General features: G+C 54.5%; 21 protein-coding genes. 14 read left to right on the top strand and 7 right to left on the bottom strand.

What is annotated here, in order from left to right; genetic code table 11:
- Positions 1-421 precede the first annotated feature (421 nt).
- The 4 genes from C7433_RS19850 (at position 422) to C7433_RS19865 (ending at position 8,069) form a co-directional block, all read left to right on the top strand.
- The gene (locus C7433_RS19850) at positions 422-2,137 is read left to right on the top strand and encodes an autotransporter assembly complex family protein (protein ID WP_199227872.1); all 1,716 of its coding nucleotides are present in this window, start codon (positions 422-424) and stop codon (positions 2,135-2,137) included.
- Entirely contained in the window at positions 2,134-5,901 is a 3,768-nt protein-coding gene (locus tag C7433_RS19855) for a translocation/assembly module TamB domain-containing protein (RefSeq protein ID WP_110268761.1), read from the top strand. Before C7433_RS19850 ends, C7433_RS19855 begins: the two co-directional genes overlap by 4 nt.
- A 2-nt stretch (positions 5,902-5,903) precedes the next feature.
- The gene (locus C7433_RS19860; RefSeq protein ID WP_058708626.1) at positions 5,904-6,260 is read left to right on the top strand and encodes a gamma-glutamylcyclotransferase; all 357 of its coding nucleotides are present in this window, start codon (positions 5,904-5,906) and stop codon (positions 6,258-6,260) included.
- Positions 6,261-6,587: 327 nt separating this feature from the next.
- Positions 6,588-8,069 carry a glucosyltransferase domain-containing protein gene (locus C7433_RS19865; protein ID WP_110268762.1) on the top strand — a complete coding sequence of 494 codons (1,482 nt, stop codon included), beginning with the start codon at positions 6,588-6,590 and terminating at the stop codon, positions 8,067-8,069.
- A gap of 132 nt (positions 8,070-8,201) precedes the next feature.
- Here C7433_RS19865 and ppa read toward each other — a convergent pair whose 3' ends face one another.
- The 3 genes from ppa to C7433_RS19880 form a co-directional block, all read right to left on the bottom strand.
- Positions 8,202-8,732 (bottom strand): inorganic diphosphatase, encoded by a 531-nt coding sequence (gene ppa / locus C7433_RS19870; RefSeq protein ID WP_006118350.1) that lies wholly within the window; start codon positions 8,730-8,732, stop codon positions 8,202-8,204.
- 100 nt (positions 8,733-8,832) lie between these two features.
- Complete coding sequence (locus C7433_RS19875) at positions 8,833-9,282, bottom strand: DUF441 domain-containing protein (RefSeq protein ID WP_039341815.1); 450 nt, start codon at positions 9,280-9,282, stop codon at positions 8,833-8,835.
- Between the two features lie 58 nt (positions 9,283-9,340).
- Positions 9,341-9,751, bottom strand: a complete 411-nt coding sequence (locus tag C7433_RS19880) for a lysozyme inhibitor LprI family protein (RefSeq protein WP_110268763.1) — start codon at positions 9,749-9,751, stop codon at positions 9,341-9,343.
- A gap of 177 nt (positions 9,752-9,928) precedes the next feature.
- Between C7433_RS19880 and C7433_RS19885 the strand changes: the two genes are divergently transcribed.
- On the top strand, positions 9,929-11,488 hold the full coding sequence (locus C7433_RS19885; RefSeq protein ID WP_039341822.1) for a methyl-accepting chemotaxis protein: 1,560 nt from the start codon (positions 9,929-9,931) through the stop codon (positions 11,486-11,488).
- Between the two features lie 36 nt (positions 11,489-11,524).
- Here C7433_RS19885 and fbp read toward each other — a convergent pair whose 3' ends face one another.
- Positions 11,525-12,532: a class 1 fructose-bisphosphatase gene (gene fbp, locus C7433_RS19890; RefSeq protein WP_006118345.1), complete on the bottom strand. Its 1,008-nt coding sequence runs from the start codon at positions 12,530-12,532 to the stop codon at positions 11,525-11,527.
- A 167-nt stretch (positions 12,533-12,699) separates the two neighbouring features.
- Here fbp and mpl point away from each other — a divergent pair, with 167 nt between their 5' ends.
- Positions 12,700-14,055, top strand: a complete 1,356-nt coding sequence (gene mpl / locus C7433_RS19895; protein WP_033740016.1) for a UDP-N-acetylmuramate:L-alanyl-gamma-D-glutamyl-meso-diaminopimelate ligase — start codon at positions 12,700-12,702, stop codon at positions 14,053-14,055.
- Positions 14,056-14,139: 84 nt separating this feature from the next.
- On the opposite strand, the gene yjgA is transcribed toward mpl, so the two are convergent.
- Entirely contained in the window at positions 14,140-14,685 is a 546-nt protein-coding gene (yjgA, locus tag C7433_RS19900; RefSeq protein ID WP_033740015.1) for a ribosome biogenesis factor YjgA, read from the bottom strand.
- 113 nt (positions 14,686-14,798) lie between these two features.
- Between yjgA and pmbA the strand changes: the two genes are divergently transcribed.
- Together pmbA and cybC are read left to right on the top strand one after the other, a co-directional pair.
- Positions 14,799-16,139 carry a metalloprotease PmbA gene (pmbA, locus tag C7433_RS19905; RefSeq protein ID WP_006118343.1) on the top strand — a complete coding sequence of 447 codons (1,341 nt, stop codon included), beginning with the start codon at positions 14,799-14,801 and terminating at the stop codon, positions 16,137-16,139.
- Between the two features lie 95 nt (positions 16,140-16,234).
- Positions 16,235-16,621: a cytochrome b562 gene (cybC, locus tag C7433_RS19910; RefSeq protein WP_006118342.1), complete on the top strand. Its 387-nt coding sequence runs from the start codon at positions 16,235-16,237 to the stop codon at positions 16,619-16,621.
- A gap of 32 nt (positions 16,622-16,653) precedes the next feature.
- On the opposite strand, the gene C7433_RS19915 is transcribed toward cybC, so the two are convergent.
- Both C7433_RS19915 and C7433_RS19920 read right to left on the bottom strand, forming a co-directional pair.
- Positions 16,654-17,454 carry a DeoR/GlpR family DNA-binding transcription regulator gene (locus tag C7433_RS19915; protein WP_133745666.1) on the bottom strand — a complete coding sequence of 267 codons (801 nt, stop codon included), beginning with the start codon at positions 17,452-17,454 and terminating at the stop codon, positions 16,654-16,656.
- 34 nt (positions 17,455-17,488) lie between these two features.
- On the bottom strand, positions 17,489-18,385 hold the full coding sequence (locus tag C7433_RS19920; protein WP_110268764.1) for a sugar kinase: 897 nt from the start codon (positions 18,383-18,385) through the stop codon (positions 17,489-17,491).
- Between the two features lie 166 nt (positions 18,386-18,551).
- Here C7433_RS19920 and yihU point away from each other — a divergent pair, with 166 nt between their 5' ends.
- The 6 genes from yihU to C7433_RS19950 are packed head-to-tail and all read left to right on the top strand — an operon-like array spanning position 18,552 to position 25,493.
- On the top strand, positions 18,552-19,457 hold the full coding sequence (gene yihU, locus C7433_RS19925; RefSeq protein ID WP_110268765.1) for a sulfolactaldehyde 3-reductase: 906 nt from the start codon (positions 18,552-18,554) through the stop codon (positions 19,455-19,457).
- Between the two features lie 14 nt (positions 19,458-19,471).
- The gene (gene yihT / locus C7433_RS19930; protein ID WP_110268766.1) at positions 19,472-20,347 is read left to right on the top strand and encodes a sulfofructosephosphate aldolase; all 876 of its coding nucleotides are present in this window, start codon (positions 19,472-19,474) and stop codon (positions 20,345-20,347) included.
- 13 nt (positions 20,348-20,360) lie between these two features.
- Positions 20,361-21,602 (top strand): sulfoquinovose isomerase, encoded by a 1,242-nt coding sequence (gene yihS, locus C7433_RS19935; protein WP_033740011.1) that lies wholly within the window; start codon positions 20,361-20,363, stop codon positions 21,600-21,602.
- Between the two features lie 26 nt (positions 21,603-21,628).
- Positions 21,629-22,471, top strand: coding sequence for an aldose-1-epimerase (locus tag C7433_RS19940; RefSeq protein ID WP_110268767.1), 843 nt, complete (start codon positions 21,629-21,631; stop codon positions 22,469-22,471).
- 40 nt (positions 22,472-22,511) lie between these two features.
- Complete coding sequence (locus C7433_RS19945; RefSeq protein WP_110268768.1) at positions 22,512-24,569, top strand: alpha-glucosidase; 2,058 nt, start codon at positions 22,512-22,514, stop codon at positions 24,567-24,569.
- 12 nt (positions 24,570-24,581) lie between these two features.
- Positions 24,582-25,493 (top strand): sulfite exporter TauE/SafE family protein, encoded by a 912-nt coding sequence (locus tag C7433_RS19950; protein WP_006118334.1) that lies wholly within the window; start codon positions 24,582-24,584, stop codon positions 25,491-25,493.
- Positions 25,494-25,495: the final 2 nt, after the last annotated feature.

The following is a 25,495-nucleotide window of genomic DNA, read 5'->3' on the forward strand; positions in this document are numbered from 1 at the left end:
ATCCGTGCCAAAAATGTCTGCGCCCGTTCGACAAGGTTGTAAGGGGAAAGGGGCAGAAATGAAGACAGGCGGGATGCCTGCGGTGGGTGATTATAGCAGCAGCGAGGAGGCCGCCGCCAGAGGGCAAACAGTGGCTTATAATGAGGTTTTCAGCTCAGGATGCATGTGTAATGCAGGAGAGCGGTCTACTGGCGTGCGGCCTGTCTGGACAACAAGGTCGTTGTATCGTGCGTCCGTTTTACCGACAATAATGCGCAATTTGACTTAGAACGCGTTACAGACTGCCCTTTGGCAAAAAGTGCGGCTATGATGAGTAAGTTGCCGTTGCGATTGTGACGGCAACAAGGATTAACACGCGCCCTGCGGAATGGGGCGGGCATGAGAGACAGGAGTACAGGTGCCACGATTTTATGTTTATTGCATGGCGGGCTTATTGCTCGTCGCGCCCGCCTTTGGGGCGGCACCGGTTCGACTACAGCTTGAAGGGCTGACCGGCGAACTGCAAAAAAACGTCAGGGCACGCCTGTCGACCATCAGCAGCGACGAAGTCACCAACGATGGCCGTTTCCGCGCGCGTGTATCGGCCGCTATCAAAGAAGGGCTTCGCGCGCTCGGCTACTATGAGCCTGATATCGACTTTGAATCACGCCCTGCCCCTGCGCAAGGTGGCCGTCCGGTGCTCATCGCGCGCGTGACGCCTGGCCAGCCGGTAAAGATTGCCGGTAGTACGATCATTGTCACCGGTCAGGCAAAAAACGATGCAGACTATAAAAACTGGATCGCCCGGGGCCGCCCTAAAGTTGGCACAATCCTCAATCATGGTCAGTACGATAAATTCAAAAGTGGCTTTACCAACCTGGCGCTGCGCAACGGCTATTTCGATGGCGAATTTGAAAAAAGTCAGTTAGGCGTTTCCGTGGCGCGCCACGAAGCCTTTTGGGATATCGACTACAATAGCGGACCGCGTTACCGCTTCGGCGATGTCACCTTCCAGGGCTCACAGATCCGTGACGCCTATTTGCAAAATCTGGTGCCGTTTAAAAAGGGCGACTATTACAGTTCCCGTGATTTGGCTGAACTGAATCGCCGCCTGTCGGCGACGGGGTGGTTCCAGTCGGTGGTCGTCGCGCCGGAATTTAAAGAGGGACGCAAAACCAAAGTCCTGCCGTTAAATGCGGCCGTTTCCCCTCGGGCAAAAAATATTGTTGAAGCCGGTGTCGGGTATTCGACGGATGTCGGGCCGCGTCTGAAAGGCACCTGGAGAAAGCCCTGGGTTAACGACCGTGGCCACAGCATGATGGCCAGTGCCTATATTTCTGCGCCTGAGCAGCAGGTGGATCTCAGCTACAAAGTTCCGTTACTCAAAAGCCCGCTGGAGCAGTACTACACTTTTTCAGGCGGGCTCAAACGCACCGATCTGAACGACACCAAAGCGGACACCAGCACGCTGGCAGTATCGCGTAACTGGGACAGCAGCAGTGGCTGGCAAAGGGCTGTCAATCTGCGCTGGAGCCTTGACCACTTTACCCAGGGGAATGTCACCAATACCACGATGTTGCTTTATCCCGGCGTCAGTCTGAACCGCACGCGCTCACGCGGTGGCCTGATGCCGACCTGGGGCGACTCGCAGCGTTATTCTGTCGATGTGTCCGATACCACCTGGGGATCGGATGTCGATTTCCTGATCCTGCAGGCGCAAAACGTCTGGATTCGTACGCTGGGCGAAAAGAACCGCTTTATTGCACGCGGCACGGTGGGATGGATTGAAACCAACGACTTCGATAAGGTGCCGCCGGATCTGCGCTTTTTCGCCGGGGGTGACCGCAGTATTCGCGGCTATAAGTACAAAAACGTCTCGCCACGTGACAGTGATGGCAAACTGACCGGGGCCTCAAAAATGGCCACCGGTTCACTGGAATACCAGTACAACGTCAGCGGAAAATGGTGGGGCGCGGTGTTTGTTGACGCCGGTGAGGCCGTCAATGACATCAGCCAAAGCGATATTAAAACCGGTGCCGGTATCGGCGTGCGCTGGGCATCGCCTGTGGGACCCATTAAGTTTGATATTGCGCGTCCCATTGGCGACAGGGAGGAGCACGGTTTGCAATTTTACGTAGGATTGGGGCCTGAACTATGAAGCGCTGGAAAAAGGTCCTGACTGGCTTTCTGATTTTTTTGGTCTTGTTGTTGGCTGGCGTGGCATTTTTGATTGGTACGACGCCGGGCCTGCATTTAGTGTTAAACGGCGCGTCGCGCTGGGTACCGGGATTATCCATCAACAAAGTGGATGGCGGCTGGCGTAATCTTACGCTCAGCGGTCTGCGTTACGACATGCCGGGCGTCAGCGTTAACGCGGGCAATATCCATCTGGCATTAAATCTCAATTGCCTGCTGCACTCGTCGGTCTGCGTCGATGACCTGACGCTAAAAGATATCAGTGTGGTCGTTGACAGTAAAAAGATGACGCCGTCGGCGGCGGCACCCGAAGATGATAACAGCGCGACCAATCTCAGTACGCCGTACCCCATCAGCCTGCGCCACGTCGGGCTGCATAACATCAGTGTGAAAGTCGATGATACCGCGATTTCGCTGGTGGATTTTTCCACCGGCTTACACTGGCAGGCGCGGGCGTTAACGCTGAATCCTACCCACATTCAAAGCCTGTTAATTGCGCTGCCTAAAGCGGCAGCGGTCGCGAAGGAACAGGTGGTCGATCCGAAAGTACAGCAGCCGCAGCCAAACGAGAAGCCGCTGGGCGAAACGCTGCAGGCGATGTTTGCCAAACCCCTGCTACCGACACTGCCGGACTTCCAGTTACCGCTGGATATCGATGTTCAGGACATCGTGGGCGAACAGCTCCGCATTACCGGCGATACCGATATCGTTGTGAATCAGCTGCGTGTGAAGGCCAAAACGCTTGACCGCCATATACAACTGCAAACGCTGGACGTGGACTCAAACCTCGGCAGGCTCAACGGCAGCGGCCAGGCCACGCTCGCAGACAACTGGCCCGTTGATTTTGCCCTGAATGGCGATGTGAATGTTGATCCGGTTAAAGGGGAAAAGCTGAATCTGACCTTACAGGGCGCGATGCGTGACGAGCTGAAGCTGGCGCTCAACCTCTCTGGCCCGGTCAGGGCGCAGCTGGATGCCCGCGCTCAGCCTGCCGTTGCCGGTCTTCCGCTGGCATTAACCCTGACCAGTCCGCAACTGCGCTGGCCACTCACCGGGGCGGTTCAGTACCAGGCGGACAATCTCGACTATCAGTTCAAAGGCAAGGCGACCGACTACGTGATGTCGCTGCGCACGGCGGTGAAAGGCGAAGCGGTGCCGCCTGCCACGATTACGCTGGACGGTAAAGGGAATAGTGAACAGTTCAGCCTGGACAAGCTGCGTGTGGCAGCGTTACAGGGCACTATCGATCTGACGGCGCTGGTGGACTGGAGCAAAGCCATCAGTTGGCGCAGTGAACTGACGCTGGCGGGCATCAATACCGCCCGCCAGTATCCGGACTGGCCAGCCAGACTGGAGGGTAAAATCACTACGCGCGGCAGCCTGTATGGCGGCAGCTGGCAGCTGAGTGTGCCGCAACTGATGTTGAAGGGTAACGTCAAACAGAACGCGGTCAGTGCGGACGGAACATTACGGGGCAACAGCTACAACCAGTGGGATATTCCGGGTATTAAGATTGCGCTGGGCCGCAATCATCTGGATATCAAAGGCAGTCTGGGCGAAACGCTGAACCTGGATGCCAACGTGGATGCCCCCCATCTTGATAACGCATTGCCGGGACTTGGCGGTGTGGTCAAAGGGGATATCAAAGCCCGCGGATCGCTGAAAGCCCCTCAGCTGCTGGCGGATCTGACGGCCACTGGCTTACGTTGGCAGCAACTGCTGGTCCGGCGCGTAACGCTGAAAAGCGATGTACGCTCCAGCGACCAGATCGCCGGTAAGCTGCAGTTGCGCGTTGAACAACTGAAGCAGGATGCGCTTAACATTAATCTGTTGACGCTCAATGCTGATGGCGACGAAAAGCAGCATCAGCTTAAACTTAACGTGCAGGGCGAGCCGGTATCGGGTCAGCTCGCGCTGAACGGTAGCTTTGACCGCAAGACGGAGACATGGAAAGGCAGCCTGAACAATACGCGTTTTAATACGCCCGTCGGGGAATGGCGTCTGACGCGCGCTATGGCGATCGACTATGTTAATCAGAAGCAGACTGCGTCAATCGGCCCGCACTGCTGGCAAAACCCCAACGCGCAGCTTTGTGTGCCAGAACCGATTGAAGCCGGCCCCAGCGGTCACGCTCATGTGGTATTAAACCGCTTCGATCTGGCGATGCTAAAACCCTTCCTGACTGACCAGACCCAACTGAGCGGCGTGTTCAGCGGTGATGCCCGCGTTAACTGGACGGCGGATGGCAAACTGCCCGTCGGGACGCTGGCGCTGAAGAGTAATAATGTGAAAGTCGCGCAGGATGTGCAGGGCAATACGCTGCCCATCGCGTTTAACACAATTAATGTCAATGCGGCACTGCGGGACGGACGTGCACAGCTCGACTGGCTGATTCGCCTCGTCAATAACGGCCAACTGGATGGCAATGTGCAGATTACCGATCCGCAACAGCGCCGTGAGCTGGGTGGCAATGTGAATATCCGCAATATCTCGCTGGCGATGATCAATCCCGCCTTAATGCAGGGCGAGAGCATCAAAGGCCTGCTGAACAGCGATCTGCGCCTGGGCGGCACAGTGCAGCAGCCGCAGCTTTTTGGGCAACTGGGTCTGAAAGATGTGAATGTGAAAGGCAACTTCATGCCGGTGGATCTGACCAGTGCTAGTCTGAACATGGTGTTTAACGGCATGAGTTCGACACTGAATGGTCTGCTACAGACCGCACAGGGCAATATCAACCTGAGCGGCGATGCGGACTGGAGCCAGTTGGATAACTGGCGTGCGCGCGTAGCCGCCAAAGGCAGCCGGGTCCGTGTCACGGTGCCGCCAATGGTGCGCATGGATGTGTCGCCGGATGTGGTATTTGAAGCCACGCCAGCCGCCTTTAATCTTGACGGGCGCGTCGATATTCCCTGGGCACGTATCACGGTACAGGAGGTTCCTGAGAGCGCAGTCGGCGTATCGTCTGATGAAGTTATGCTGGATAAAAACCTTAAACCGATTGCGCCTAAAACGGCCTCAATACCGATTAACAGTAACCTGACCATTCATGTTGGAAACGACGTGCGTCTGTCGGCCTTTGGACTGAAAGCCCGTCTGAATGGCGATCTGAAAATGGTCCAGGATAAATCAGGACTGGGACTCAACGGACAGATCAATATTCCATCCGGCCGTTTCCATGCTTACGGTCAGGACTTGATCGTGCGTAAAGGCGAGCTGCAGTTTGCGGGCCCGCCAGACCAGCCTTATCTCAACCTGGAAGCGATTCGTAATCCGGATGCGACCGAGGATGGCGTAACGGCAGGATTGCGCGTTACGGGGCTGGCGGATGAACCGAAAGTGGAAGTGTTCTCCGATCCGGCGATGTCACAGCAGGAGGCCCTTTCTTACCTGTTACGCGGTCAGGGACTGAATAGCGACGGCGACAGTAACGCGTTAACGTCAGCGTTAGTCGGCTTAGGGGTTGCACAAAGTGGGCAGGTTGTGGGTAAAATCGGCGAGACATTCGGTGTCAGTAATCTTGCCCTTGATACGACCGGCGTTGGCGACAGTCAGCAGGTACAGGTCAGTGGCTATGTGTTGCCGGGTCTACAAGTAAAATACGGGGTTGGCATCTTTGATTCACTGGCAACGTTAACCTTACGTTACCGACTGATGCCCAAACTCTATTTGGAAGCCGTGTCCGGTGTGGATCAGGCTCTTGATTTGCTCTATCAGTTTGAGTTTTAGTAATGCGAATAATTGTCTATGGCAGTTTACGGCGCAAACAGGGAAACAGTCACTGGATGACACATGCGCAATGGTTGGGTGATCACCAGATTGAGGGTTATGAACTCTACAGTCTGGGTCACTATCCTGGCGTGATCACGGGCGAAGGAACGGTATATTGCGAAGTCTACCGAATTGATGCCTCCATTCTCGCCGAGTTAGATGCGCTTCGGACCAAAGGTGGTGAGTACAAACGCCATCTGATTCAGACGCCGTTTGGTAGTGCGTGGCTTTATGTCTATCAGCGTTCGGTCGCGGGTCGCCAGCGTATCCAGAGTGGAGACTGGCTGAAGCGTGATGAGGAGCAGGAAAGCCACTAATACGTTGCGGTTGCGTGTATCAGGCTAAATGCTTCTCAGGTAAAAGGGTTCATGATTGTTATGTGCCCTTTTATCCATGCACTAAAGTGGCTTAAAGCCCTCTCTGTTTCTTCCTGCGCCAACCTGATAGCGGTAATTTTCCGATCATTCACTTTTACAGCGTAATCGTACATCCGCGGGGTTAGTTATAAAAAAGCGGTTTGCGAAAAAGAAATATACATTGATAATCGCGCCCACATGACGCTTGCGAGTCTGTACGCATGCGAGAAAATCGCATAATGGTGCCATTATCACGACGCCAGCAAAACTTTACCAAAGTGAAAAGCAATGAAAAAAACAATCAATATTTATCTTATCGCAGTTTTTTTATTTTCATTACCGTTGTTGCTTGCCAATACTTTTTACATTGATGACAACGGAAGAGCCATTACAGGGAATGCGCTTTGGGGCCGGGATGGGAGGCCTTTAGCTGACCTGCTAATGAAAATATTATTTCTTAGTTCTCACGTTTCAGACATTTTTCCTTTACCGCTGATCATCACAAGTGTGCTTATCGCAGTGGTATTAGCGCACTATCATCGCCGCCACTTTACGTCACTCAAAACCTGGGTCGGTGCTTTAGCCGCGCTGAGTTTTTTTGCTAACCCTTATCTTGCTGAAATCTTTTCCTATCGTTTTGACGTGCTCACCATAGGTTGCGCGCTGGTGTTGAGCATCGCATGGATTTTATTTCCTGTGCAGAAAACATGGATACAGTTCTTAGTGGCTGTACTGGCTATCGTTGCCATCTTTAGCCTCTATCAGATTGCGGCAAACATTGCTGTGATGATGGTGTTCGTGATCGTCTTTGGACAGATGGTCAACAATGCCCCTGCCACAGAGATCATTCGTGGGCTTATACTGCGAAGCGCAGAGTTTATCGTCGCCTCAGCTGTTTACCTCAAAATTGTTTTACCATTGACTTTTTCAGGTGAGTACGCAGCTAATCATCCGGCTATAGCCTTTGAGCAATTGTGGCTCACCGCTTGCAATAATGCGCTCGCATACTGGCACTTCGTTAATGCCACCTTTTATAAAGATGGTAAAGGAATGGCTGTGCTCATGGTTGTCCTGAGTGCGTCAGTGGTTTCCGCAGCAATAATCGCTTCGCGTTATATAAAGCAACAACGTAATCCAGCCAGGATTATTGTTGCAGTTATAGCGCTGTTTTTACCTTTCGCTGCATTCCTGATGATTCCCGGTAGCCTGCTCATTTTACAAAATCCATTACTTGCACCTCGGGTCATGCTGGCAGTGAGTGGGTTTATGTTGTTCAGTGCAACATTACTGGCGTGGGCGATGAAAGGAAAATGGTCATTCGTAAACATGGTTATCGCAATTCCTTTGCTCTATGCCTTTACAGGTATATATGCCTATGGGAATGCCATTCATCAGCAAGATGAGATTAATGCCGCAATCACACAACGGTTAAAACAGGACACCAATGCATTATCCGTTGGCTCCCTCTATATGCAGTTTTATGGGGCCTCGCCGCGTTCCCCAGTATATCTTAATTCCCTAAATAACTATCCGGTTCTCAGCGCGCTGATTCCTGAATATTTCGCTAACTGGTGGTTTCCATTTCCTTACATGGCGATAAGGGGCTTTCAGGCTAAAAATCCTATTCAGGACAATATTACTGTGAGCAATGAAGATTTGGTTATGGCGCTGTGTCACGGAGAGCGCATTGCACATAATCAGGATTATGATTTATATAAGTACCATGACCGACTGACCGTCGACTTTACGCTAAAGGGTTGCCAGCACTAATGTATAAGAGCTTGCTGTAATTTATTAGTTTTGAGACAAAAAAACAGGCCCATTGCTGGGCCTGTTTATATCAACAGATTTAGCGTGTATCCTGTGCTGCAACTTCAGTTTTATTTCACAGCACAAGTGGCATTACTTCTTCGCCGCACGCTCAAAAGACGAGACGATCTCGGCTTTGGCTGCTTCGGCGTTATCCCAGCCGTCAACCTTAACCCATTTGCCTTTTTCCAGATCTTTGTAGTGCTCAAAGAAGTGGGTGATCTGCGCACGCAGCAGTTCTGGCAGGTCGTTCACATCTTTGATGTGATCGTACTCTTTGGTGAGTTTGGTGTGCGGGACAGCAACCAGTTTGGCATCTTCGCCAGACTCGTCGGTCATTTTTAACACGCCAACCGGACGGCAGCGGATCACTGAGCCGGGCTCCAGTGGGTACGGTGTTGGAACCAGTACGTCTACCGGGTCACCATCCAGCGACAGCGTATTGTTGATGTAACCATAGTTGCATGGATAGAACATTGCCGTAGACATAAAGCGATCCACAAACAGGGCTCCAGAATCTTTATCAACTTCATATTTGATCGGATCGGCATTCGCCGGGATCTCAATAATTACGTAGATATCTTCTGGCAGGTCTTTACCTGCTGGCACCTGGTTCAAACTCATCGGGTATTCCTTCAGTCGTCGTATGTTGAGTGTCGGCTATTATAGCCAACTGACTGTGAAAGTACGCCCCCTTTTTGGCGTTTCAGAATGCTCCTCAACGCTATTTGGCCGTGACAAACAGGGATACAATGCCCGCAGCAATCAGTGGCCCTACCGGAACGCCACGGAAAAACGCCACGCCGATTACTGTTCCTATCAGCAATCCGCCAATGACTGAAGGCTGTACGCTCATAAAACTCACGCCGCGCCCGCCCAGCCAGGCCACGAAAATGCCTACCAAAATCGCGACAATCGACTGCCAGTTGGCAAAGGATTTCAGCAGGGATGACGCAGGCAGCGAACCACTGGCCAGCGGGGCCATTACGGCTACGGTAAGGATAATAATGCCCACTGTAATGCCCTGTTTTTCCACATAAGGAAAGAATTGCGACAGCGGTGTCATTTTGATGATCAGCAGGATCAGAATGGACAGGGTCACGGCAGTGTTGTGGACGAAGTAACTCAGTACAGCAAGGCAGATCAAGATCAGCGTGGAGGCGTAAGCAACCATAGTTTTTCCCTGAAAATGAATGAAGACAGTTATGACTGACTTTAAAGGGTTACATTAATCAACAATCGTCGGGGTTCGCGCAACTGCCAGTGGCTAAAGATTGCAACTGTAGAGTTTGATTGCGGACCAGCGCGGTGCTCTGGGTGGCCAGCGCAACGGGGCCGAGAGTGCCCTGCGTGTTGAGTTGGCTGCGGCTCACCGCTAACCAGGCTTCCCGGTAACGCAGCCAGGCGCGCTGGGCGATACGCAGTTTCTCTCTGGGTTCTCCGCTTAATTTTTTCATCAATGCACTGTACTGCGCGTTCATTTCCGCGTCCCATTGCTGGGTTGCCGTATCCTGACATTGCATCAAGGCCAGCGTGGTATCGGCTTGATTAAGGCATTGATTTAACGTGACATCAATCGTGGACTGCTCAGCCACTGCAAGCTTACAACTCAAGAACGCTATCAACATTACCCTTTTTTTCATCGATTTCCCCTTTGTTTCCTTAACAAAATACCTTCAATTTCATTAACAGGTTAGCGGCAAGCACGGGATTAATCATTCACAGGCGTTAAAGTTTGCGAATCGCAATGCCGATACTTTCTCCGTTTAAGGGTTGTCGAAATTATTTCGCCTTTTACTACTCATACGGAAACGATCAAGATGAAACAGTTATCACTACGCACGGGGTTGCTGGCGTTGCTGGCATTCATGACACTGCTGTTGTTGGCGGTGAGTGTGATGGGCATTGTGGCAATCAACAAGGGCAACCGCTCGCTGGATGTGATTAACCGCATTCAGGGGATTGAGTTAAACAGTCTGTATCGCAGTAACGCCGATTTAATGCGCGCGCGTGCCAGTGCTGCGCTTGCAGTACGCAAGATTGAGATTGGCTTACTGGATGAGGGCGCGCAGGTCACCAAAACGGCGCAGGCCGATGTCGAGTCCTCTCAGCGCAATTTAAAACGTTTTGTGGATGCCGGAACCGTGACGGCGGAAGGCAAAATCATGGCCGATGCCATTGCATCAAGCTATAAGGATTACCTTGATCAGGGCATCCTGCCGATGATGAAGGCGCTCGACAAGCAGTATAACGATGAATATTACCAACTGCTGGAAGGTAAACTGGAGCCTTTATCGGCGAAGTACACCAAAGCGGTAGAGACCTTTGGCGCAAAAGCCGACGAAATTACCCAGGCACAGTTAGTTGAAGCTCAGCGCAATGAAATCATGATGAAAGTGCTGATCGCCGTGGCGGTGGGGCTCTCCGTGCTGCTGCTGGTACTGGCCTGGGTGCTGCTGCGCCGCATGTTACTGACGCCGTTGAACAATGCGATTATTCACCTTGAGCAGGTGGCGGCGGGCGATCTGTCTCAACCGTTGCCGCTGGCGGGCAACAACGAACTGGGTCGTCTTAACAATGCGCTGGCGGGCATGCAGCAGGCTCTGCGTGACTCGGTGAATAAGGTGCGTGAGGCCGGGCTGAAAATCGACAGCGGCAGCCGCGAGCTGGCGGCGGGCAACGTTCACCTTTCTCAACGTACCGAAGAATCCGCCGCGTCGCTGGAGCAAACGGCGGCCAGTATGGAACAGTTGACCGCAACGGTTCGTCTGAACGCCAGTAACGCGCAGCAGGCTCACCAGTTGGCGAATGCCGTTTCTGACAGTGCCGATCGCGGGGCGGAAGTGGTGAACTACGTGATGGAAAAAATGCGTGAGATCACCGAGAGCGCCAATCGCATCGGCGATATTCTGAGCGTGATCGACGGCATTGCCTTCCAGACCAACATTCTGGCGTTAAACGCCGCCGTGGAAGCGGCACGTGCCGGTGAACAGGGGCGCGGTTTTGCCGTCGTCGCGAATGAGGTGCGCACCCTGGCGCAGCGCAGTGCCAGCGCGGCGAAAGAGATTCGCACGCTGATCAGCGATTCACAGACGCGGGTGAAAGAGGGCAGTGAAATGGCCACGCGTGCAGGCGAAACCATGGATGATATCGCTGGTGAAGTCATGCGCGTGACGGCACTGATGAAAGAGATTTCGATGGCTTCAGAAGAGCAAAGTCGGGGCATCGATCAGGTCAACCATGCGGTGACGCAGATGGATGAAGCGGCGCAGCAGAACGCAGCGCTGGTGGAGCAGGCCACCGCCGCCACGCATTCACTGGAGGCGCAGTCAGAGCAGTTGCAGGCTGCTATGGCGCTGTTCCGGCTTCAGCAGGCATAAGACAAAATAAGGGCGCGACACCCGCGCCCTTTATGCTTAGCCCTGACGACACTCCGGGAACTCTGCCAGGAAGCGCTCTACGTCATCCACCATGGCGGTGTTGCCACAGTAGAACGGGCAGCGCTGATGCAGCGTTACCGGGGGGATATCCAGAATACGGTTTTGCCCGTCGCTGGCTTTACCGCCCGCCTGCTCGGCCAGGAAGGCCATGGGGTTGCACTCATACAGCAGGCGCAGTTTACCCTTCGGATGGCTGGCCGTGCTGGGGTAAAGGTAGATACCGCCTTTCAGCAGGTTACGATGGAAATCCGCCACCAGTGAACCGATGTAGCGTGAGGTGTAAGGACGGTGCGTTGCCACATCCTCTTCCTGACAGAATTTCAGGTATTTTTTCACGCCCTGCGGGAAACGAATGTAGTTACCTTCGTTAATGGAATAGGTGTAGCCCACTTCCGGATACGTCATCCGTTCGTGACTGAGGCAGAACACGCCCAGTGACGGATCGTAGGTAAACGCGTGTACACCACAACCGGTGGTGTAAACCATCATGGTAGACGAACCGTAAACCACATAACCGGCCGCGACCTGTTTGTTGCCCGGCTGCATGAAGTCTGCTTCGACGACCGGTGTGCCGGGTTCACTGACGCGACGATAGATTGAGAAAATGGTGCCGACAGAGACGTTAACGTCGATGTTTGATGATCCATCCAGCGGATCCATCAAGACCACGTACTTGCCGTTTTCCTCGCCCTCAAAGATGACAAATTCGTCCTCTTCTTCAGAAGCGATACCGGCAACGATACCGCGCGCTTTCAGTGCGGCTTTGAGTTTTTCGTTGGCGAACAGATCCAGTTTCATCTGCTGTTCACCCTGAACATTCTCGACGCCGCTGGCCCCCAGGATATCCACTAAACCGGCTTTGTTAATATCGCGGTGGATAATTTTGGCACCCAGCTTAATCGCTGAGATAAGCGCCGTCAGTTCACCTGTAGCGTGCGGAAAGTCGTGTTGCTTCTCGACGATAAATTCGCCCAACGTTTTCATAACACATTCCCTGAATCATCGATGGAGTGGCAGCGGCATACTTCACTGCCGACGGATGCGTACGCAGTTTAGCCGATTGAACTTCAAAAACCATAGTCCTAATCCGTTTCTTCCGCTCGCAACCGAGGTTACACTGTGCGCCGAACTTTTGAGTTATGGACGTTTTTATGCGCATTCACATCCTCGGGATATGTGGCACGTTTATGGGCGGGCTGGCGATGCTGGCACGCTCCCTTGGCCATCAGGTGACAGGCTCAGATGCCAATGTTTATCCGCCGATGAGCACCCTGCTTGAGCAGCAAGGTATTGAATTAACAGAGGGTTATGATGCCAGTCAGCTTGATCCTCAACCAGACCTGGTCATCATCGGCAATGCCATGACGCGCGGTAATCCCTGTGTGGAAGCGGTTCTGGAACGCAACATTCCCTACCTTTCAGGTCCCCAATGGCTGCATGATTTCGTGCTGCGTGACCGGTGGGTGCTGGCCGTGGCCGGCACGCACGGTAAAACCACGACGGCAGGCATGGCAGCGTGGATTCTGGAGGCGTGTGGTCTGGAACCGGGCTTTATTATCGGCGGTGTACCCGGCAACTTCGATGTTTCAGCAAAATTAGGAAAAAGCCCATTCTTTGTGATTGAGGCTGACGAATATGACTGCGCGTTTTTCGATAAGCGCTCTAAATTCGTTCATTACTGCCCACGTACGCTGATTCTGAATAACCTGGAATTCGATCATGCGGATATTTTTGACGATCTGCGGGCGATCCAGAAACAGTTCCATCACCTGGTGCGCATCGTGCCGGGCCAGGGGAAGATCCTGCTGCCGGAGCACGATCATAACCTGAAGCAGGTAATGGCGATGGGCTGCTGGAGCGAGCAGGAACATGTCGGCGACGGCGGTCACTGGCAGGCGAAAAAACTGACGCCTGACGCCTCACACTGGGAAGTCTGGCTGGACGGCAACAAAGTGGGTGAAGTGAACTGGGCACTGGTCGGCGAACACAACATGCACAATGGTTTAATGGCCATTGCGGCAGCCCGTCATGTTGGCGTGAAACCCGAGGATGCCAGCCAGGCACTGGACAGCTTTATCAATGCCCGTCGTCGTCTGGAACTGCGCGGCGAGGTCAACGGCATCAAGATCTATGATGATTTTGCCCATCATCCGACCGCGATTCTTGCCACGCTGAGCGCGCTGCGCAGCAAAGTGGGCGGGACGGCGCGTATCCTGGCCGTGCTCGAACCGCGTTCAAACACCATGAAAATGGGCGTGAATAAAAATGAACTTGCCCCGTCACTGGCGCGTGCCGACGAAGTGTTTCTGTTCCAGCCGAGCCATATTCCCTGGCAGGTCGCGGATGTCGCAGAAGCCTGCATGCAGCCTGCGCACTGCAGCGCGGATATTGATGCGCTGGTAGAAACGATCGCCAAAACGGCGCAGCCGGGCGATTCCATCCTGGTAATGAGCAACGGGGGCTTTGGTGGGATTCATCAGAAGCTGCTGGATCGTCTGGCTCGTTAACCGGTAGCCGATCCTTTTCTCCCCGAACGAGGGGAGAGAAAACCCTGCGGCTGGGCACTGCTCAGCCGCACATCACCGCCAGGGTCAGACGGCTTCTGCTAATTCGCGCAGGTACTGAAAAATCTGACGGGCAGATTTTGGCGGTTTGTTACCCGCTTTTTCCTTCTGTGCATTACGAATCATGCTACGCAGTTGCTGACGATCGGCCTGAGGATAAAGGGCAAGCACGTCGGTCATCGCCTCATCGCCTTCTTCAATCAGGCGATCGCGCAGCATTTCCAGCTTGTGAAACAGCGCAACCTGCTGGTTATGGCGGTTTTTAAGCTTATCCAGTGCGGTACGAATCGGTTCAACGTCGATGCTGCGCAGCAGCTTACCAATTAACTGTAACTGACGGCGGCGGCCTTCTTTCTTAATACGCTGCGCCAGTTCAATCTCGGTACGCAAACGCTCATCCAGCGGAATTTTATCCAGCGAGTTTTTCCCCAGGTCGACCAGTTCGGCCCCCAGGCGTTTCAGCTCTTCAGCATCGCGTTTGATTTCGCTCTTACTAACCCAAATAATCTCTTCATCTTCTTCTTCGTGATTATCGGGCACATCATCGAGCCACTCTTCAGGCTGCTTAGTCATATCTGGCTCCAAAAAAAAGAGGCTAATCCTACCAGTTTATCGGGTGACTGCGAAATTGTTCTCTGACTCTGATAGACTCAAATTATTCAACCATAAGATTAGACGGCAGGTCGATGAACGTATCAACTCAAGTTGCAGAACAGCGAAAAGCACTGGAACAGGCAATTGCACAGGCGCTTGAACTGGCAAAAGCAAGTACGGATGGCGCGGAAGTCGCGGTGAGCAAGACCACCGGTATTGGTGTCAGTACCCGTTACGGCGAAGTGGAAAACGTCGAATTCAACAGTGATGGCGCACTGGGCATCACCGTTTACCACCAAAACCGTAAAGGCAGTGCCTCATCGACCGATCTCAGCCCGGATGCCATTAAACGAACCGTGCAGGCGGCGATTGATATCGCACGCTATACCTCGCCGGATCCCTTTGCCGGCCCGGCGGATGCCGAACTGCTGGCTTATGACGCACCGGATCTGGATCTCTACCATCCGTGGGAGATCGATGCCGATTATGCTATCCAGCTGGCGGCACAGGCAGAGCAGGCGGCATTGCAGGCAGATAAACGCATCACCAATACTGAAGGCGGTAGTTTTAACAGCCATGTCGGTATCAAAGTCTTTGGTAACAGCCACGGCATGCTGCAAAGCTACTGTTCCAGCCGTCATTCGCTGTCCAGCTGCGTCATTGCTGAGCAGGACGGCAATATGGAGCGTGATTATGCGTACACCATTGGCCGCGCCATTGAGGACTTAAAGAGCGCGGACTGGGTTGGGGCTGAGTGCGCTCGCCGGACGCTGTCGCGCCTGGCACCGCGTAAGCTCGATACCATGAAAGCGCCGGTCATTTTTGCGCCGGAAGTCGCGACCGGCCTGTTCGGCCATCTGGTCGGCGCCATCAGCGGCAGCAGCGTCTATCGTAAATCCACATTCTTACTGGATGCGATGGGCAAACAGATTCTGCCTGAATGGCTGACCATTCAGGAGCAGCCGCATCTGTTAAAAGGCCTGGCCTCCACGCCGTTTGACAGCGAAGGCGTACGTACACAGGCCCGCGACATCATTAAAGATGGCGTGCTGCAAACCTGGCTGATGACCAGCTATTCTGCGCGCAAGCTGGGCCTGACCAGCACCGGTCACGCGGGCGGCATTCATAACTGGCGCATCGCCGGTCAGGGGCACAGCTTCAACGACATGCTGAAGCAGATGGGCACCGGGCTGGTCGTGACCGAACTGATGGGACAGGGCGTCAGCGCCATCACGGGCGATTATTCGCGTGGCGCAGCCGGTTTCTGGGTGGAGAATGGCGAGATTCAGTATCCGGTAAGTGAAATTACGATTGCAGGTAACTTAGGCGATATGTGGCGGAACATTGTTACCGTAGGCGATGACATTGAAACCCGCAGCAATATTCAGTGTGGTTCTGTTCTGTTACCCGAAATGTATATTGCCGGACAGTAAAATCTCTTTTAAGTTGTGTAGGCGATAGCAAGCGGAGGGCATCGACCCTCCGCTTTTTTATAAGCAGCGTTTTCACAATAAAAAGGAAGCTGAGCATGCGTAAAGCGTTTATGTCGTTGTTAGCTGTTGCCTTGTTATCTGTTAATGTCACCGCCGGTGCGGCTTCTCTTGAGCACGATATGAAAGAGATGGCGGGTATTTACAAGTCGCTGGATGGGGCGAAAAGCGCCGATCAGCTGCACAAAATGTTAGGTGATTTGCGCGCCAAAGCCGAAGATGCCAAAAAAGGCACCCCGGACAAACTGGAAGGCAAAGCACCGGACAGCCCGGAAATGAAAGACTTTCACAAAGGCATGGATGATTTGATTGCCCAGATTGATAAAGCCGATGCACTGGCTAAACAGGGCAAGCTGGATGAAGCCAAAGCAGAAGCGCAAAAACTGGCTGCTATCCGTAACGAAAACCACAAGAAGTTCCGCTAAACACACGCTAACCCCGGCACTGCCGGGGTTAATTATTCCGCCCCCTCATCGCCACCCGGCTTAGCCAGGATCACTTCAACCTGATGGGTTTTTAGCAGGTTTTGCAGCGCCGTACCCGGCAGTTTATCAGTGAACAGGGCTGTCGCCTGCGCCACGCTGCCCATCTCCACCGCGGCCGAGGCCTGGAATTTAGTATGATCGGCGGCGAGCAATATATGACGCGAATGCGCCATCATCGTTTGTGCAACGTTGGCCTCATTGACGTCAAATTCCAGCAGCGCACCGTCACTCTCAATGGCGCCCATGCTGGTGACGAGATAATCCGCCCGGAAACTGGCCACAAAGGCCGTGGTCACCGGACCAATAATGCCACCATTGTGTGGGCGCAACGTGCCGCCGGGCACCATGACTTCAAACTGGGGGCATTTATACAGAATATGTGCCACCCGCAGGCTGTTGGTGATAACCCGCAGATGCTTATGGTTCATCAGGGCGCGGGCCACATGCTCCACGGTGGTGCCAATCGTAATAAACACCGTGGAACCATCAGGAATGTAGTCAGCGATGGCGTCAGCGATAGATCGTTTTTCATCGGTTTGTGAGACTTCGCGCTGTTCAAAGGCGGTATTGACCACGCTGGATGCGCGGCCTGCGCCGCCATGATGACGGGTAATCAATCCCTGTTCGCTGAGTTTGCGAATGTCGCGGCGTACCGTTTGCGTCGACACATCCAGTAGCACCGCAAGTTCATCAATATTCATGTAGCCACGTTCGGCGATCAGGCTGAGTAAACGATCGTGGCGAGGATTACCGGTTACGTCCGTGAGGATCATGAGCTGCTCTCTGAAGACCACTTTGGCTGTCAGTTTAACCATTAACTGACATAAAAGAACAGGTTTGCTCATAATCGGGAATACCGGCCCGGCCACCCGGGCGCGTACATTTTAAGGCCGCGACAGCGCTGGCAAAGCGCACCGCTTCCGCCACGGCGGGCTTTTGGGCCAGCCTGAATGCCAGTGCGCCATGAAACACATCGCCGGCACCGGTCGTGTCGACCACCCTGACATGAAAAGCTGGCTGATGCTGTAATCTGCCCGCATCAAGCCAGAGGCAACCCTGAACGCCTTGTGTCACATAGACATGTCCCTTTGTGAGCATTTGTGCTTTTTTCAGCGCACTGGCGTCACTTTCCATACCGGTCAGGCGCTGCAAACCGGGTGCGGAAAACGCCGCGTGGTCGCTCAGCGTTACCAGTTCAGCAATGTTTTGTGGCGTCACATCGCCATCCAGAATGGTGGGAACGCCGGACCTGCGTGCCAGCGTAAAGGCGCATTTTGCGCCCTGATGCCAGCGGACATCCGCCAGCACGGCATCCCACTGAGAAAAATCGATTTCCGTTAGCCAGTCTGCCTCGTCGGGTAAATCCGGGCTGGGATAGTTGGCGATGATACGTTCGCCTTCAGCATCCACAAGAATGGCAGATTGCGAGGAGCGGGCAGCTTTAAAAATCTTTGTATAACGTGTATTTACGCCGTAACTGTTTAACTCGGATAGCAGCCTTTTCCCGGTGTCATCGTCCCCGACCCGGCCAATAAAATCTACCTGCGCACCCAACTTTGCAGCCGCGACGGCTGCCGTGGCCGCCGGGCCACCGCCGACTTCCCGATAGTTGCTGGCGACATATTTTCCGCCCTGATGCGGTAACGTTTCCAGGTACCAGATGCGATCCAGTACGGTGATCCCTACACAAGCTATGCGCGTCATCACTCTTCCTCAGACATTTTCTCGTGCTGTCATTTTAATTTCATCAAATGTTTTAAAAGTGACACCTGTCAATTTTTTGACCATAAATTACAAATATGATCCGAAAAAGACAGTAAAAATCATATATCGGACAAAATGTGACATTCATCGGGTTTGGGAGAGCGGTATGGCGGAAGTAGCGTTTATTGGACTGGGGCAAATGGGGGCGCCGATGGCGAGCAATCTGCTTAAGCAGGGCCATCAGCTCAGGGTGGTTGACGTCAATCCCGAGGCGGTTGCCAGGTTAGTGGAAAAAGGCGCACAGGCTGCCCGTTCTCCAGCCGAGGCCGCCGAAGGGGCTGAATTCGTTATCACCATGCTGCCCAATGGCGATTTGGTGCGCGCTGTCCTGTCAGGTGATCAGGGCGTCTGTACCACCCTGTCGCCTTCGGCACTGGTGATCGATATGTCGACGATCCATCCGCTACAGACCGACCAGATGATTAACGAGATGCGGGCGAGCGGCTTCAGCATGATGGACGTGCCGGTTGGGCGTACATCCGATCATGCTATCGCCGGCACGCTGTTGCTGCTGGCAGGCGGAACACTGCAACAGATTGAGCGGGCAAAACCGCTGCTGTTGGCTATGGGAAATGAGGTGGTGGTGGCTGGCGGACCGGGCATGGGGATTCGCGTCAAGCTGATTAATAACTACATGAGTATCGCCCTGAATGCGCTCTCTGCAGAGGCGGCGGTGCTGTGTGAAGGGCTGGGGCTGCCGCTGGACGTTGCGCTACAGGTCATGAACGGCACGCCAGCAGGGAAGGGGCACTTCACCACGACCTGGCCAAATAAGGTGCTGAAAGGCGACCTGTCACCGGCCTTTATGATCGATCTGGCTCATAAAGACCTGGGCATCGCGCTGGATGTGGCTAACCAGCTGCATGTGCCCATGCCGCTCGGGGCCGCCTCACGTGAGGTTTACAGCCAGGCGCGCGCCGCCGGACGCGGACGTCAGGACTGGACCGCCCTTCTCGAACACGTGCGCGCCAGCGCAGGCCTCTCACCTTCGACAACTCCTTGTGACGCTTAATCAGAGGAAAGCACATGACTCATTACACCCTTAAAGACATCGCCCGGCCATCAGGTGGTTTCGCCATGCTGGCTGTGGATCAGCGTGAAGCGATGCGGCTGATGTTTGCCGCCGCGGGTGCGCCACAGCCGGTCAGCGATCAGGTTCTGACCGAATTCAAAGTGAATGCCGCCAGCGTGTTATCGCCTTATGCCTCCGCCATCCTGGTGGATCAGCAATTTTGCTTTCAGCAGATTGTGGAGCAGCGGGCTGTGTCGCCCGGTTGCGGCATCATTGTCGCGGCGGATGCGTTTATACCGGGTAACGGCATTCCGGTTGACAGTGTGGAGATTGATCACCGCGTCGATCCTCAGGCCGTCAAACGTGACGGGGCAAAGGCGCTCAAGCTGCTGGTGCTGTGGCGCAGCGATGAAGACGCACAGCAGCGGCTCGATATGGTGAATACCTTCACTGCGCGCTGTCACCGCCATGGTCTGCTCAGCATTATCGAACCCGTTGTCAGACCGCCGCGCCGGGGCGATCGCTTCGATCGCGAGCAGGCGATCCTCGCTGCAGCGAAGGAACTGGGTAACAGCGGAGCGGATCTTTATAAGGTGGAAATGCCGCTGTACGGCAAAGGTTCACAAGCCGACCTGCTGACGGCCGCGCAGAAACTTAACGATTTGATCATGATGCCGTGGGTCATCCTCTCCTCTGGCATTGACGAAAAATTATTCCCACGAGCCGTCAGAGTCGCCATGCAGGCGGGTGCCTCCGGATTCCTGGCGGGCCGCGCAGTCTGGTCTTCGGTTATTGGTTTGCCCGATACCGACCTGATGCTGCGGGATATCTCTGTTCCCAGACTGCAACGGCTGGGCGAGATCGTAGATGAAATGATGGCGAAACGTTAATAGGGAGAAGCAGATGAAATGGTTTAACACCTTAAGCCACAATCGCTGGCTCGAACAGGAAACCGATCGGATTTTCAGTTTTGGCAAGCATGCGGCGGTGCCAACCGGATTTGGCTGGCTGGGTAATAACGGTCAGGTCAAACCCGATAAGGGAACGCACCTGTGGATCACCGCCCGCATGTTGCACGTCTATGCGGTGGCGGCCTCAATGGGGCGGCCCGGGGCTTATCAACTGGTTGAACATGGTATCAATGCGTTAAACGGTGCGCTTCGCGATAAAAAATATGGCGGCTGGTACGCCTGCGTCAACGATGAAGGCGTTCTCGATGCCTCCAAGCAGGGCTACCAGCATTTTTTTGTATTGCTGGGCGCCGCCAGCGCCGTTACCACCGGTCATCCGGCGGCACGTCCATTGCTGGATGAGGCGATCAAGGTCATTGAACGTTACTTCTGGAGTGAAGACGAGCAGATGTGCCTGGAATCCTGGGACGAGGCATTCAGCAAGACCGAAGACTACCGGGGAGGGAACGCCAATATGCACGCCGTTGAAGCGTTCCTGATCGTGTATGACGTCACGCACGATAAGAAATGGCTGGATCGCGCGCTGCGCGTCACGTCCGTAATCATCCATGATGTCGCGCGTCAAAATAATTATCGCGTGAATGAACACTTTGACACGCACTGGACGCCACTGCGCGATTACAACAAAGACAACCCTGCCCACCGCTTCCGTGCTTATGGTGGCACGCCCGGCCACTGGATTGAGTGGGGGCGACTGATGCTGCATCTGCACGCCGCGCTTGAAGCGCGCTTTGAAACCCCACCGGCCTGGTTAGTGGAAGATGCCAAAGGGTTATTTCACGCCACCCTGCGTGATGCCTGGGCGCCCGATGGTGCAGACGGTTTCGTTTATACCGTGGACTGGGACGGCAAGCCCGTGGTGCGCGAGCGGGTACGCTGGCCTATCGTCGAAGCGATGGGAACCGCCTATGCGCTGTATACCGTCACCGGTGAGGCGCAATACGAAGCCTGGTATCAGAAGTGGTGGGACTACTGCATGACCTATCTGATGGACTTCGAAAACGGTTCCTGGTGGCAGGAACTGGATTGCGAAAACAAGGTGACGACCAAAGTCTGGGACGGCAAACAGGATATCTATCACCTGCTGCATTGCCTGGTCATCCCACGCCTTCCGCTGGCACCGGGCCTGGCTCCCGCTGTCGCCGCCGGATTACTGGACTGTAACGCAAAATAATTCCAAAACAGACGGGAGTACCAGCTATGCACAGCAGCGGAAAAACCCTTGTACTGCGGGCCGGAGACTATCAGGCCACCCTTGTCACCGTGGGCGCGGGTCTGGCTGAACTGACATACGCAGGTCAGCATCTGGTGCTCCCCCATTCCCCTGAAACCCTGCCGCTGGCGCACATGGGGAAGGTACTGATTCCCTGGCCCAATCGCGTCGCGAAGGGCACCTGGTACCATAACGGTAAATGGCTTCATTTACCGATCAATGATCACGAAGGGGGAACCGCCATTCACGGTTTGCTGGCGTGGCGTGACTGGCAGATTGCGGAACATACCGACAGCACAGCGAGGCTGACAATCTTTTTACCGCCCAGCTACGGGTATCCGTTTGCCCTGGTTTCAACGGTGACGTACCGGCTGGATGCCATGCAGGGCCTGCTGGTGACGCTCGACAGTCAAAATACAGGACGTGAACCTGCTCCTTATGGCGCAGGTGCGCACCCGTATCTGACCTGCAACAGAATGCCGCTGGACGAGTGCCTGCTCACGTTGCCTGCCGCGATAGCGCAAGGCGATTTCCTTTCCCCACGTCTGCTCGGCGCAACGCAAATTGATGACAGCCTTCGCACAGGCACGGACGGCCAGCAGTGGGAAGTGCGCCTGACCAGCCGGAAGCCGTCCCTTTCTGTTTACTTACGTAGCGATCAGCCCTGGCTGCAAATTTACACCGGCGAAAAACTGGGCCGCACCGGGCTGGCAACCGAGCCCATGAGTTGCCCGCCTGATGCGTTTAACTCCGGCGTTGATCTGGTCTGGCTCGCACCGCAGGCGACGCATCGGCTGGCCTTCACCCTTGGCTGCGATCGCCCCGGATAAAGATCACCTTACCGCCTTACCCTACAACTAAGAGGCCAGTATGCACTTACAACATCTTGAAACGGCAGGGGTAAAACTCACTGCCACTGATAACGGCTTTTCACTGGTTTATCACGGCCGCGTTATTCTGAGCCACAGCCCGGAAGCGCCCTGTCTGTGGATGGGGCACGGTCGGGCCGACATTAAAATGTTTCGTGGCAACTTCAGTATCAAAGATCGGCTGAATGAAAAGCTGGCTCTGACTGAGGTCACCATGACGTCGCAGGCCGACTGTTGGCACATCCGTTTCTCGCGCGGCAACGTCATCAGCGCCACGCTGACGGTTGGGCTGGATGCCGGCGGGCGTTTACTGCTCACACTAAATAATGACGCCGACAGTCATAACCGCATCTGGCTACGGCTGGCAGCGCAGCAGGCGGATCACATCTACGGCTGCGGCGAACAGTTTTCCTGTTTTGACCTGCGCGGGAAACCGTTCCCGCTCTGGACCAGTGAGCAGGGCGTCGGACGGAATAAAAACAGTTATGTTACCTGGCAGGCGGACTGCGCGGAGAATGCCGGCGGCGATTATTACTGGACGTTTTTCCCTCAGCCCACCTTCGTCAGCAGCCAGAAGTATTACTGCCATGTGGACAACAGCGGCTACATGAATTTTGACTTCAGCGCACCCGATTATCACGAACTGGCGTTCTGGGAAAACCGCGCGACGTTACGCTTTGAATGCGCCGACAGCTATATTGCGCTGCTGGAAAAACTGAGCGCCTTGCTGGGCCGCCAGCCTGAATTGCCTGACTGGGTTTACGATGGCGTGATTCTGGGCATTCAGGGCGGCACCGACGTGTGTCAGCAGAAGTTAGACAAGATGCGTCAGGCGGGTGTGAAGGTTAACGGTATCTGGGCTCAGGACTGGTCCGGTATTCGCATGACGTCGTTTGGCAAACGTGTCATGTGGAACTGGCAGTGGGACAGCGAACTCTATCCGCAACTGGATACACGCATTCAGCAATGGAAAGCCGAAGGCGTCCAGTTTCTCTCTTATATCAATCCTTATGTCGCCAGCGATCGCCCTCTGTGCGACGAGGCCGCCCGGCACGGCTATCTCACCAAAACGGCTTCCGGTCAGGACTACCACGTTGAATTTGGTGAGTTCTATGCGGGCGTTGTCGATCTGACTCATCCTGATGCTTATAACTGGTTCAAAGAGGTTATCAAACAAAATCTGATCGGCCTGGGCTGTGGCGGCTGGATGGCGGATTTTGGCGAATATCTCCCAACCGATACGGTTCTGCATAACGGTGTCCACGCCGAGATTATGCATAATGCCTGGCCTGCGCTGTGGGCAAAATGTAACTACGACGCGCTGGCAGAAACCGGCAAGCTCGGCGAAACGCTCTATTTTATGCGCGCGGGTTATACCGGCAGTCAGAAATACGCCGTGATGATGTGGGCCGGGGATCAAAACGTTGACTGGAGTCTGGACGATGGCCTCGCGTCGGTAGTGCCTGCCGCCTTGTCGCTGGCAATGAGTGGGCACGGTTTGCATCACAGTGACATTGGTGGCTATACCACGCTCTACGGTATGAAACGGAGCAAAGAACTGCTGCTGCGTTGGTGTGATTTCAACACCTTTACGCCCATGATGCGTACCCATGAAGGTAACCGTCCCGGCGATAACTGGCAGTTTGACAGCGATGACGAAACCATGGCGCATTTTGCCCGTATGTCGACGATCTTTACTTCCTTAAAGCCTTACATCAGGCAGGCGGTGGCGCAGAATGCCCGCAGTGGTCTGCCTGTTATGCGGCCACTTTTCCTGCACTATGAAGCGGATGCCCGCACCTACTCGCTGAAATACCAGTACCTGTTTGGTCGTGATTTGCTGGTCGCGCCGGTGTATGAAGAGGGCCGCCACGACTGGACGCTCTATCTGCCGGAGGATCGCTGGATAAACCTCTGGACCGGTGAAGCGGCCAACGGTGGCGAGATCACGGTGGCCGCACCGCTTGGCCAGCCGCCCGTATTTTACCGGGCTGAAAGTGAATGGCAGGCGTTATTTGCCTCATTACGGCTGATCGACAGTGCCGGTTCGACGCGATAAAGGAGAAAGGGTATGGATTTCTTCACGCTTTTTACTCCCGACGGGCTTGAGCTGAGTATTGAGGTTGTCTGCATCATCATCGCCATCATGTTCCTGTATACCTTCATCGGTATCTGCGCAGGCTTTGGTGGCGCGCTGGTGACGATGCCGCTGATCACCTTGTTGCTGCCGGTCAAAATGGCGGCACCTATGTCGGTCATTGTCGGGACAGCCACTGCGTTATATGCCACCTGGTTGTCACGTAACGAAACCCACTGGCGATCTGCGCTGGTGCTTATCCTGTTCTCCTTTGCCGGCATTCCCCTGGGGATTTATGCGCTCGCCAGTTTCCCGGACAACATCATGAAAACCGGGCTGGGCACTTTCCTGATCCTGTACGCGTTTTACAGCCTGTTTGTTCCTCGTCTGCCCGTCTGTGACAAAAACTGGCTAGTGGTGCCGACGGGCATCATCGCCGGCGCTCTGGGGTCGGCTTTTGCGACCAACGGCCCGCCGGTAGTGATTTATGGCATGTTGAGAAATCTGGCTCCAGCGGCGTTTCGTGGCACGCTCAATGCGTTTTTTACCGCCAGTAACATCGCCATTATTGGCGGCCTGACGACCAGCGGCATCTTAACGCTGTCAACCGTCAAGCTGGTGCTGTTCTGCGTGCCCACCATGATCCTGGGCTCGCTGGTGGGCCAGTATGTTCACCAACGCATCTCTGTCAGCACTTTCCGGCTGATGGTGCTCCTGCTGCTGATCGCATCCGGCGCCATGCTGATCAAGGGGGCGTTGGCGATTCCGGCATGGTCGGTACTGGTGCCGGTGTTTGGCCTGCTGGCGATTATGCAGTGGGTATTGGGCAAAAAAGTTGCGGCGATACGCGCGGAAACACAGCAGCAAGCGGAAACACAGCAGCAAAACGCTTCCCCTTCATCCTGAGC

Source organism: Pantoea sp. PNA 03-3 (genome assembly GCF_003201175.1).
Classification (GTDB): Bacteria; Pseudomonadota; Gammaproteobacteria; order Enterobacterales; family Enterobacteriaceae; genus Pantoea; species Pantoea stewartii.